Source organism: Fibrobacter sp., from assembly GCF_045601785.1.
GTDB lineage: Bacteria > Fibrobacterota > Fibrobacteria > Fibrobacterales > Fibrobacteraceae > Fibrobacter.
This window is the reverse complement of sequence record NZ_JAZSAF010000015.1, coordinates 1-11,285: the sequence shown is the minus strand read 5'-3', so window position 1 is coordinate 11,285 and position 11,285 is coordinate 1. Positions and strand designations below refer to the sequence as shown.

The window sequence follows — 11,285 nt, the reverse complement described above, 5'->3', positions numbered from 1 at the left end:
GTCGTGCGGCACCAGGTACGCCCCTGCTTGTTCGCCTCGGTTACCGCATTGCGCATCTGCCTAAAATCGTAAGTACCTTCGGGCACAAGAATCGTCACGGCGTCATTACTCTGCAGGTACTTGCGGATGCTTGCGGAATCGCTCGCGAAAACGATGTTACCCGCATCGCCGCCAGTGGTATTGGCACCGAATCCTTCGGCCTTCACGTTGAACGTGAAAAGCAGAACCGCCGTCGGGTCGGTTTCCGCGCCGCTCCAAATCCACTTGGCCTGCGTATTTGCGGCAAAGCCGGTAAGGGTCGCCCCGCTCGGGAGCTTGTTGCTCGCATAGTTCAGAGTTGTCGCCCCGCCCCACTGGCTAAGGTCGCGGCCCTTGTTTTTCCAGGAGTTGTTGCCGACAGTCGGCTTTGCCTTCCAGCCGCTGCCGGAATAGTAGGATTTGTCGAGGTCATCAATCTGCACCATGACACCGGGAGCACCCTGGCCGTTCACGCCCACGACAGAAATCGCGTTCTCGCCCGGCAAGAAGGTCATCGGCACAAAGCGCACGCGGCCCGCCTGGTTGTCTTCGGCAAGGAGCGCCCCATTGTGGTAGAGCCTGTAGCCGCCATCGGCCACAATCCAAATACCCGGACCCTCGCCCGCATTGTATGTCGCGGCCACCAGCTGCGAACCCACCTTGTCACCACCACCGTAGGCGGCGTCGCCCGGAAGCGACACCACCTCGGAGGGGCTTATTGCCGCGGCGGCAATCCACACTCCGCACACCACGGTTCCAAACATCCTTTTCATCATAATACACCCTTTCCCGGACAACGCAGACATCTGCACAACTTTCGCGGGAACTAGGTAAAATCTACCTTGAAAAAGTGATTTTGCCCACACTTTTCTTTTACCCACCCGATTTAGCGTTGTTCCCGGACAACGGGAAAACAGGCACGGAGCACCCCCTTCCACGCATTTTTCTTACATTTAGGGCATGGGCGAAAAGAAACCGACAAAGAAAGTCTTTGAATACCTGGACTACCGGGAATTTCTAAAGGACTACTACAACCAGAAAAAAGAGGCGAATCCCGCCTTTTCGCTCCGCGTATTTTCGGACAAGATCGGTTTCAAGGCTAAGGACTTTATAAGCCGCGTTATGAACGGCGACAAGAACCTTTCGAGCCAAAGCATCCCCAAAGTTGCAAGCGGACTTAGGCTCGGCAAGCACGAAACGGAATTCTTCATCGGACTTGTCAAGTTCAACCAGGCTGAGACAACCGAGGAAAGAAACTCCGCCTTCGAAGAGATGCAAGCTGCGCTCAAAGTTGTTCGCTTTGCAGAAAATCAGCACATTCTAGGACACGCTCAGTACATGGTGTACAGCCACTGGCGCCACCTCACCATCCGGAGCCTGATCGGTATGTTTGGATTCGACGGTGACTACGAAGCGCTCGCCAGACAGGTGCACCCCAAAATTACCGCCGAGGAAGCCAAGAAATCGGTGAAATTGCTCGAAGACTGCCAGCTGATTAAGAGGGACGATAGCGGCAAATACATCTTGACCGAAAACGCCATCACCACAGGCGACCGCACATCGAAACTGGCTCTTCGCGGATTCCACCAGAATTGCCTGAAGCTCGCCGCCGATTCCATCGACCGCGACCCGCCGGGCACACGCCATATTTCAGGGCTCACCCTCGGTATAAGCCAAGAAGGCTACGAACGCATCGTGGAACGCATCAACGCCTTCCGTAAAGAAATTGCGCTCATCGCCGAAGAAGACGCCGACGCGGACAAGGTTTTCCAGTTGCAGTTCGCGCTGTTCCCTGTCGGCGGGAAATAGCCTCCAAGAAGCGGCCTTATTCCCTGATTGAAATCACCTTTTTCGAAAGTTGTCCGGCAACGTTTACCAGGACAATGTAGTTGCCGCGCGGCAGCGTCTTCAGTTCAAGCACCGCATCCGTCCCCGAAAATTCGTTGTGGAGCAATACGCGGCCCTGCAAGTCGAACACGCCCAGGTTCTTTTTACCTTGGACATCCGTCAACACGTGCAGTGAGCGGCCTTCAAGCTGAACATGCACCAAGTCGGCAGCGACTCGCCCATCGGCAAGCCATTCCGAGCCGCTTTCGGAACTGCTGCTTTCCGCTTCCGAACTCGACGAGGCTTCGCTGGAGCTCGACGGTTCGCTGCTGGAACTTATCTCAATTTCGCTGGAGTCCACGGGGCATTCCGTCAAGGGAATGTTTTTCGAAGTCGTAAAGCAGGCGCGTTCGTCTCCGTCGAGGACGATATTGTAGATGCCGGGGACCCGTGCCGTCCCGCCACGATTCACATAGGTAAAGTCAGCATAGTAGCCACCCGCCGCAAGCACCGCATTGATCGCCACGCGCTGGTGGCTCCGGTCACCATTAGCATTGTTGTTAAGCACAAAGGCAGTCCTGTCGTAGTCGATATACCACACATAGACTCCATTCCCCTGCTGTCCCCAGCGCACCTTTACATAGGCATCGTACTTTTCAGCAGGTCGGTATTCTACGACATAGAACTCGTCTGTTTGCTGCGGATTTGCAATCGAATAGGCCTGCAGCCGGCTCAATTTTTTCAGCGAATAGGTCTGTTCCGTTTCCAGTTCTTCCAGCGTGAGCCAGCCCACCCATTCTTTTTCGAAGGCGGAGTAACCCATGGGAGCATCACCCGCATTGGCACTGGATCCATTGTACATTCCTTGCGACATGACGTCGAACGTACCGGGGCCATCTATCTGTTGCTTGTTTTCGTCTTTGCCGTAATGATCCTGCAGGCCTAGAACATGGCTGAACTCATGAGCAAAGATACCCATCTTATTGATTCTTGTGCTGTTGGTGCCATCGGCATACTGCGCAATAAAGACATACTCGTCGAAATAGTAATTGCCCACACGGTATGCCGACTGGAAGCGTCCCGAAGACCCGTTGGCACTCATCCGGAATTCGTGTCCCCAGAAAAATTCACTCTGGCTAAGGGCCTCGCTTTCCATTCCCGGAAAAAGAAAGAAGAATCCGTCGACATTTTTCCCGTCGGATGTATACTTGGCGACATTCGCCTTAAAGTCGCTTCGCTTGCCGAGTTCGTCCAACCCCGCCTTGAGAAAATTGCCTTCTTGGAAGTTGGAATCGCGGCCAAAACTCAGCAGAGTTGCGTTGATATTTATTGGATACACGTCAAAGTGCGGATTGAACAGGCTATCAGATACAAATAAAAAATAATCACGAAGACTCCCGATATTCTTGTTCTCGCTATAGCCGGGCTTATTCAAAAAATCATAAAACTTCGCCGAATCGCCATGCGCCTTGTCGGTCGTTCCGATCAGGAGCACCGGGAACCAACGTTCCCCAACGGTCCATTTTTTGGGGGTCGGTCGCTTCAGCAAAGCCGACACGCCCTTCTGGCCCCCCGCCATCACGGGGGTATGCGCAAAAGAAGTCTGTTCCATCAAGGAGGTGTCCTTGGGAAATCGACCCCCATGTCGCCTTTCATGGTTCTTTCGAGCTGATTCCTGGGAGAGCCCCTTTAATAAAGAAGAATCCCCCGCAGTGCGTGCTTCCGGATCTTTCGCCAGCGTTTTCGTAGGATTTCCCTGCTCATCCACATAAACCAGGCAGCCTTCGCCATCGTACATGACAAGAATGCCATCGGAAGATTCTGCATAGTGGTAATGTTCGTCGCCAGAATAGCGAACCGAGATCGAGCTTCCGTCACAATTTCGGACAGTCTCTATACCCGTTGCCGCAGGACGCGCAAAAGACGGCGATGCCAACATACAGGCAACCGCCGCCACAACAAAGATTTTGTCGAGCGTCATTTTCATTCTCTCCCTAAAAATAATCCATTTTGGGGAGAAAAACAATTTAGCTCCGGTAAATTATCCTTTTTTTACACAACTAGGGGCATTCCGATCAGCTCGGCAACCGAGTCACTCCGGGACCCGTAATGAAGCTGTGACCGTTCTGTCCGGGACAATGTTCCACATGGATTCGCTGGTGAATACTGTTCACGACAGAATCAACGTGCGTAATAATTCCGAGCATCTTGCCCTGGCGCTGCTGGCTCTTGAGGCACTCCATGACGTCTTCGAGAGTTTCGTCGTCCAGCGTGCCGAAGCCTTCGTCCATGAATAGCGATTCCACGCGTACGTTACGGCTTGCAAAATCGGCGATTCCCAAGGCGAGTGAGAGACTCACCAGGAACTTTTCGCCTCCGGAGAGGTTCGTCGTCCGACGGTCCTCATCGAATTCCGCATCGTTCACCTTGAAGCCCAGATTGCCATTTGCAACGAGCCTGAAGCGATCCTTGATGGTTTTCAGATGCTTATTAGCAAGTTTGAGCAGCGACTTGAAGGTGAGGCCCTGAACGAATGTCGCAAAGTCGTCACCGTTCATTACGCCAAACCAGTTACCCATCGTTTCCCATCGCGTACATTCGGCGGTTGCTGCATCTAGTTTTTTCTGAAGTTCCTGCAGTCGAGCCGCATTCTTCTTGTAGTTTTCTACACGGTTGCGTGCAGCGCCCGTTCTTTGCTGCAGTTCGCCAAGTTCCTTTTCGGCAGTCTGCTTCTGCTCGACCAGGGTCTGCAGCGGAGTCTCGTCGGAGCGTTCCGTCTTCACCTTTTCAAGCGCTTCGGTGGCGACCTGCAGCTTGCCCTTTGCAGAAGCTAGCGCTTCGTCGATAGACTTCTTTTTCGCCTGCAACTGCGTAAATTCCTGTTCAGGCATAGCCGCCTTAAGGAAGGCATTTTCGTCGGCGAAGCCCTTCGCTTCGATGGCGGTCTTGAAGTTCGCCGTAGACTTTTCAATATCGACCGCCACCTTTTCGAGAGCATCCTTGAGCGACTTGATAGTCGTATTCAACTCGTTGCTCCTGTTTTCGGCATCGCGGAAGGTCTTGTCGGCAGCAGCATACGCCGTTTCTGCAGCATTCTTACGATCGTTCGCTTCCTTCGCGACGGTCTCCACATCATTGTCGCCGAACTTATCTGCGCGGGTTTTCTGCAACGCGTCTAAGTTACGGACAGCAGTATCGTACGCTTCGGTTTCAGCTGCGAGAGAATTCCGTTCCTTCTCCACCGCGTCGCCATAGACGCTCTCGTTGTTGCGTGCAAGTTCGAGCCTTTTCGAAAGGTTATCGAGCAGTGTCTTGTTGGTCTCAAACTGCTGCAGGCGATTTTTCAGATCGGCGAGAACATCGTCTGCTTTCTCGATGTCGAATTCCGCCCAGGGTTTCCACAGCGTAGCAATCGTACCTGCAATTTCGCCTTTCTGACTCGTCAAGGAATCGATATTCTCGGCGGCAGCCTGTTCAACATTCGCCGCACGGTTCTTCTCGATTTCACAGGCGTTGATTTTCGCGTCAACATCCTGCATTTTGGCATTCAGTTCGCGAATTTTTTCGGCGGTATTGCTCACGCCGGATTCATCGCCTGCAATATTTTCCGCATGGCTACATGCGGGGTGCTCCTTAGAACCGCAAACCGGACACGCCTCGCCTTCAACAAGATGCTTCTGAATTACATTGGCAAGTACAAGGACTTCGTTTCTGAACAGTTCATTCTGTTCGTCGAGCAGCTCCTGTTTTCGCTGGAACGCCACCTTGAAATTGTCTTCGACTTTGGCGATATCCTTTACTGCTGCGGTTTTTGCTTGTTCCGCCTTCTTAATATCGGCATCTAGCTTACGGATGTTGGAAACAAACGTTTCGCTCTGCGGAATGATACCCGTGAGTTTCGAGTCCTTCGCGTTCGACTCTTGCGTTTGCTTGAGCGTTTCGACCTGCGGTTCAATCGACTTGATGTCGTTCTTTGCCTTTTCAAGATCGTCTGCAGCCTTCGCAAGGGCCCCCGCGGCCTTTTTCTTGCGGGTTTCGGCTTCCGACTTTGCGTTTACCGCATTTTTTACGTCCTGGTCGAGTTTGCGGATTTCATTCCATAGCGCATCGTTTTCAGCGATAAAGTTTTCCGCATCAGTCTTTGCCTTTTCGGCAAGCGACTTCGCTTCGCCCGCACGGGTCAATTTTTCCATCACTTCAGGAAGAAGTTCCTTCTGACGCTCCAGTTCCGCTTTATCACTGGATTCGCGCTTGCGAAGACCCAGCAGTTCCGTATGGAGCGAGGCACATTCCCTTGCCTTTTCGGCATCTGAAAGGCGAACTTCGCTTTCAGAAAAATCGGTTTTCGCCTGATTGGCGCGTGCAAGTTCACTTTCCGCCTTTTGCAAGTTACCGGTGCAAGTGTTCATCGAATTACGCCAATTGATCTTTGACTCCAATTCGGTCTTCTGCGCGACAAGATTCTTTTCCTTGGCCGCACTTTCGGCAAGCAACGCCTCGTCATTATCAATTTCTTCAGCACTCGGCATGTTGCCTGCCTGCGTATTGTAGGCAGCCAGGGCATTGTCCCTTGCAGCACTTGCCGCCCGTCTGTGATCACCCACCCTCGCACCGATGCGGCGGAACCTTTCGGTGCCGTTCAGCTTTTCAAGGATGTCAGCACGTTCCCTTTCATCGCTGGTGAGAAACTTGCTGAATTCTCCCTGAGCAAGCATAATGGAACGACAGAACTGCGAATAGTCCAGCTGAATATTATCGGCATTTTTCCTGCCGAATTCACCGCTTTTTCCCGTATCATTGTCAAAAATCGGATTTTTCGGATCATTGATGGACCAAATTTTGCCGTGGGCAGCCTTTAGGTTACCATCGGACTTACTCTTGGCGCGGCTCTGGCTCCATTCCGAAACAAACGTGCCCTTACGGCACTTATATGTAACGCGGGCGTAACAGGAGCATTTGCCCGATGTCATGACGGCATTACCCTTGTCAGACGATTTAGCTTCGTCACCCGTTTTTTTATAAACGATCCCTTGCCTAGGCGTAGCTCCATAAAGCGCAAGCGTAATCGCATCGAGAATGCTTGTCTTACCCACACCCGTATTTCCACTAATAACAAACAGACTGTGGTCCAGTTCGCTATAGGATGGGTCGGTAAAGTCGATGCTCCACTCGCCCGCAAGGCTATTGATATTTTCGAACTCAATCTTCAGAATTTTCATGTTTAAGCCTCCCCGTTGTTTTCATTATTGACTTCTTCGACGACCTGCATAAAGAGCGAGAGATACTCATCGTAGTTTTTCTGGACATCGTCATTCATTTCGGTGACACCCGTCTTGCTCATCAGCAGAAGCTTGAAAATTTCCTCGTCGCGCAGAACCTCGATGGATTCGAGAGTTTCGTCCGAGAAGCTGTCTGCCGTAAGGGCATCAGCGCGGTTCGCCTTCTTGCTCACGACGTCGAACGGAGCTCCTTCCAGTACGGGGGCGAGAATTTCGTTGATGTTGACACCCGGAACGTAGTCGAACACGACTTCCACCTTCAGGGGCTTTTCTGCGGGCGCACTTTTCAGCTGATTTAGCTGCATGACAATATCTTCGATGGTTCCCGATACGCGCAGGAACTTGAAGTACTGCGGGGTCTCGATTTTCTGCACGGCGGGTTCTTCACCCTTCTTCAGGTCGATGGCGAGAATATGGTGCGGAATACTCGTCTCGTCAAAACCGAGTACGAACGGCGAGCCTGAATAGCGCACCTTCGAGTTCTCAGCCACCTTGGTCGTGTAGTGGATATGTCCGAGAGCCACGTAGTCAAAGCCGTCCGGGAAAACGGAGACGGGGATTGTCCCGAGATTTCCGACGATGTCGCGCATGCCATGCTCTTTCGCGTCCTTGCCCTCGTCGTTTTCAGGGCGACCTTCCAGCTTGGATGCATACAGGTGACCCGTCGCCACGATGGGGATGTCGCGACCGGCACGCAGGACTTCGGCGGCATCGTAAACAGCGCTATAGAGCCCACGGTATGTGCATTGAGCAAAATCTTCGGTCGATTCTTCGGGCTTGAAACGGCGCAGTTCCATTTCACGGACATACGGCACCGCGGCGCTGATGCCCACCACGTTTCCGTCGGCATCCGTCAGTTCCTTTACGAGTTCTTCTACGGAGCGTTCCCCGAGAGAGCCCACCATTTGGATATTGAGGGCGTCGAGCAAGTCGCGCGGGGCGTCAAGCAGTGCGCCCGAGTCGTGGTTGCCACCCACTAGCACGATATTTTTGCAGCAAGTGTCCAGCAGGGAGGCAAGGAATCGGAAATACATACGGCGCGCCGGTAGGGGCGGGTTCGCCGTATCAAAAATATCTCCCGAGACAACGAGACACTCTGCCCCGAACTCGACGATACGTTCCTTGAGCCAATCCAGGAACTGTCTAGACTCTGCCAGTCTATCAATGTCGTGCATCGAATTGCCCAGGTGCCAATCGGCGGTATGTATCAGTTTCATTCAATCCTCTTCTTGTAGGCGGAGACCATTCTTCCGACATACAAATATACTATCGTATTTTTGGCACAAAATGTCAAATAAAAAAAAGGCATTCCGACTTTCGCCGGAACACCTTGCTTGGTTTGGAGTCAAAACTATCTATTTCACCTGCACAATTTTCGAAAAACGCACATTCCCATTTCGAATCACAGCAATGTATTTGCCGAGAGGCAAATTTTCAAAATAAGCCGAAGACCGAACAGCCCCTTTATGGGCGACAATCTGTCCCATTGTCGAAATCAGACTAATTTCGGCGCTTTCAGGCAAATGATGCATAACTATATTGTGGTTTTGCAGGAAAATGACCGGAGTGGCAATCTTTGCAACAGCACTACGCATCCTGTCGGTAGAATCTCCTGCTGGATCCGTAGTCACATTTGTCAGCGCCGTGTCGCCGGCGGCATACAGCGGGGCGAGAGCTTCCGCCCACAGGTGATGCATCGCTTGGCCTCCCTTCTTGTCGCCGTTCGGGTGAACGCCGTCGCTTGCGAGCTGTTCCGGATGTTCCTTGAAGTAGGAAAAAAAGTCGGGACCCTTCGGGAGGTTGTTTTCTTCGGTCAGGTTGTCGACGGCCTCGAGGAATGCGGGGTTCACCTGCCAGCCCGCCTTGGAAGAATCCGTTGCGATGATGCGGGCGATAATCGGGGTAATTCCATGAGCCTTCGCCGAATCGATAATCGTCTGCATGTTCTTCTTGTACGTGTCGAGGTTCCAGTCGCCGCCGCCCCAGGCATCGTTCGTGCCCATCTCGATGGCCCAGAATTTGACGTTGCCGGCATATTCCAGGTATTCGTTCAGGTGTTCCACGACTTCGGTGCTGTTGATGCAGCCGATGCCCCCGCGGAGCATGGCGGGCGTATATTCGGGAAATCTTGCATGAATGAGCTGCGCCGTGGTTGAATCAGTATCCTGCTGTTTGATTCCCATCTGGCTGATGCTCGTGCCCATGAAGAACCACGTGTCGGTACCGCCCGCGCTCACGTCGAATGCCTCGATTTCGAGAATCTGGCCTACATCGCCTTCGCTTGCGAACTTGAACCACGACTTTCCCGCAAATTCGATGTCGACGCCGCGCGCCATCACGGGATTGTCCTTGATATTTGCCACTTCGACCCAGTCGCCGTCGCTACCGTCGGTGGAGTTCGCGGAGGTCATAATCTTGAAATTCGAAAGGGGAACTCCACTATGAGAACAGCCAGTCGTAAAGTCGGTGGCCCAGGCGCAATCGCCAAATGATTCCCAATTGATTCGCAATTTCGTGGGGCCTTCACCTACATTTATTGCGATTTCCTTGGCATTGCTGCTTTTCCAGTTGGTCAAGTAACCGTCCGTCAGGTAATCGGTCGTTGAAGTTCCGGTATGAGCCGGCAAACCGCCCGAAACCAACTTGTTCGGGGTAATGGCATTCGCCGATTCTACGTCCCAAAGGGCAAAAATCGATACGGTTGCGGCAAAGGCAATGCGTCTAAACACAAATTTTCCCATAAACACTCCAATTCACAAGCAACACCATAAAAAGGTCAAAAGCAACCCCCCGAAGCAAGAAATTCAACAGGGGGCGCTTATTTGGGCTCTTTATTTTTTGATAAACATCTTGTTCACAGCCCTGCCCTGAATTTTTTGACGGACAATATAGAGTCCCTGCGGAAGGTTCTGCGTCGAGGCTCCCATGTAGTGGCCGTTCATGTCGTACACGCCCATCATGGTCGATTCTCCACGCAGGTAGAAACGATCAGCTATACGAGTCGTTCCCGAATCAGAAACATTCGGCTTGTACTTTTCCCAGCCGGGCATGTCTTCGAGCGAAAGGATTCGCTCGTCGTCCATGTTGCTCTTCCACACGGCGTCCTTCGTCTGGCCGGGCCAGGTTCCGTTCCAGGTGCTATACCACGGCATCCACCAGCTCCATACGGCTTCGTCGGTGTGCATGTTGTTCACGTCGGGAATGGGGCCGTTTTCGCTGAGCGCGAGAATCTTCGTGCCGTTCGATGCGCTTTTGAACTTGTCGAAGGAACTCGCGTTGCTGGAGTGGTCATTTGCGCTGTTGTAGATGTCGATGGAAAGTACGTCGTAGTATTCGCTGCCCGGATCCCAGGAGGTGACGGTAGAACCTTCGGGGTTGAACACCCAGATCATGTTCTTCACGCCCTTGACTTTGACCATGCGGTCAAATACCAAGCGGTAGAGGGCCGCAAACTGGTCGCCCGAATTGATGCTCCACCAGAACCACTTGCCGCCCGCTTCGTGCAGGGGGCGGAATATGCCTGCAACGCCTTCTTTTTGCAATTCGAGGAAGTAGTCGGCGATGTGGTCAATGTCGGCGACAATTCCCTTGTAGGCGGCACTTTCGGTGTCCCATTCGGTGGTGCCGGGCTTGAATCCTGTAGAGAAGTCAAAATCCGTGTATTCGCCGCCGTTGGCAGAACTCTGGATATAGAAGGCGTCCTTCTTGTCGAGCGGGTCTTTCCAGTGCCAGGTAAACGCGGGGATGCCGCCAGCCTTCCAGAGGCCCTTTGCAATGGAAATCGCCTTGTCGGTGTATTCCATGTTCCAGCTTTCGTTGGCCTTGGGACCGGTTGCAAACAAGAAATCCAGCCCGACGAGTACCGGGTACTTGCCCGAGCGTGTATAGATGTACTTCACGTCGTCGTGGGTCTTGAAGTCGGCGCCCAGCGTGTATCCGGTCATGTCGCCGGTCATGATTCCACTAATCGTCTTCTTGCCGAAGTTCTCGCGCAAGAAACTGTAGAGCTTTACCGCACTTTCGGTCGCGTTCGGGGTGACCGGGGCAGCAGAAAGCTTGAAGGGGGCGGATTCGTAGGGCTCCACGTCGATATAGTCCACGCTAATCCAGCCCCAGTACTTTTCGAGCGAGATGGTGTTTGTGCCCGCCTTGAGCGTGACG

General features: G+C 52.8%; 6 protein-coding genes and 1 pseudogene. 1 reads left to right on the top strand and 6 read right to left on the bottom strand.

The annotated features are described in order from the left end of the window. Positions 1–794, bottom strand: a pseudogene (locus ACKI61_RS02755) (pectate lyase); the annotation flags it as partial. Between the two features lie 184 nt (positions 795–978). Between ACKI61_RS02755 and ACKI61_RS02750 the strand changes: the two are divergent. Then, positions 979–1,827, top strand: coding sequence for a TIGR02147 family protein (locus tag ACKI61_RS02750; RefSeq protein WP_407456281.1), 849 nt, complete (start codon positions 979–981; stop codon positions 1,825–1,827). A 16-nt stretch (positions 1,828–1,843) separates the two neighbouring features. On the opposite strand, the gene ACKI61_RS02745 is transcribed toward ACKI61_RS02750, so the two are convergent. From ACKI61_RS02745 to ACKI61_RS02725, 5 genes are all read right to left on the bottom strand, one after another. Beyond that, on the bottom strand, positions 1,844–3,832 hold the full coding sequence (locus tag ACKI61_RS02745) for an immune inhibitor A domain-containing protein (protein WP_407456280.1): 1,989 nt from the start codon (positions 3,830–3,832) through the stop codon (positions 1,844–1,846). Positions 3,833–3,920: 88 nt separating this feature from the next. After that, positions 3,921–7,064 (bottom strand): AAA family ATPase, encoded by a 3,144-nt coding sequence (locus ACKI61_RS02740; RefSeq protein WP_407456279.1) that lies wholly within the window; start codon positions 7,062–7,064, stop codon positions 3,921–3,923. 2 nt (positions 7,065–7,066) lie between these two features. After that, positions 7,067–8,341, bottom strand: coding sequence for an exonuclease subunit SbcD (sbcD, locus tag ACKI61_RS02735; protein ID WP_407456278.1), 1,275 nt, complete (start codon positions 8,339–8,341; stop codon positions 7,067–7,069). 138 nt (positions 8,342–8,479) lie between these two features. Further along, entirely contained in the window at positions 8,480–9,865 is a 1,386-nt protein-coding gene (locus ACKI61_RS02730; protein WP_407456277.1) for an SGNH/GDSL hydrolase family protein, read from the bottom strand. 90 nt (positions 9,866–9,955) lie between these two features. Next, positions 9,956–11,285: glycosyl hydrolase (locus ACKI61_RS02725; protein WP_407456276.1), on the bottom strand; the 1,330-nt coding region annotated here is incomplete at its 5' end.

Bases quoted from the DNA above. Each gene is read 5' to 3' on its own strand.
- ACKI61_RS02745 (WP_407456280.1), bottom strand. From the start codon at position 3,832: ATGAAAATGACGCTCGACAAAATCTTTGTTGTGGCGGCGGTTGCCTGT.
- sbcD (WP_407456278.1), bottom strand. From the start codon at position 8,341: ATGAAACTGATACATACCGCCGATTGGCACCTGGGCAATTCGATGCAC.
- ACKI61_RS02750 (WP_407456281.1), top strand. From the start codon at position 979: ATGGGCGAAAAGAAACCGACAAAGAAAGTCTTTGAATACCTGGACTAC.
- ACKI61_RS02740 (WP_407456279.1), bottom strand. From the start codon at position 7,064: ATGAAAATTCTGAAGATTGAGTTCGAAAATATCAATAGCCTTGCGGGC.
- ACKI61_RS02730 (WP_407456277.1), bottom strand. From the start codon at position 9,865: ATGGGAAAATTTGTGTTTAGACGCATTGCCTTTGCCGCAACCGTATCG.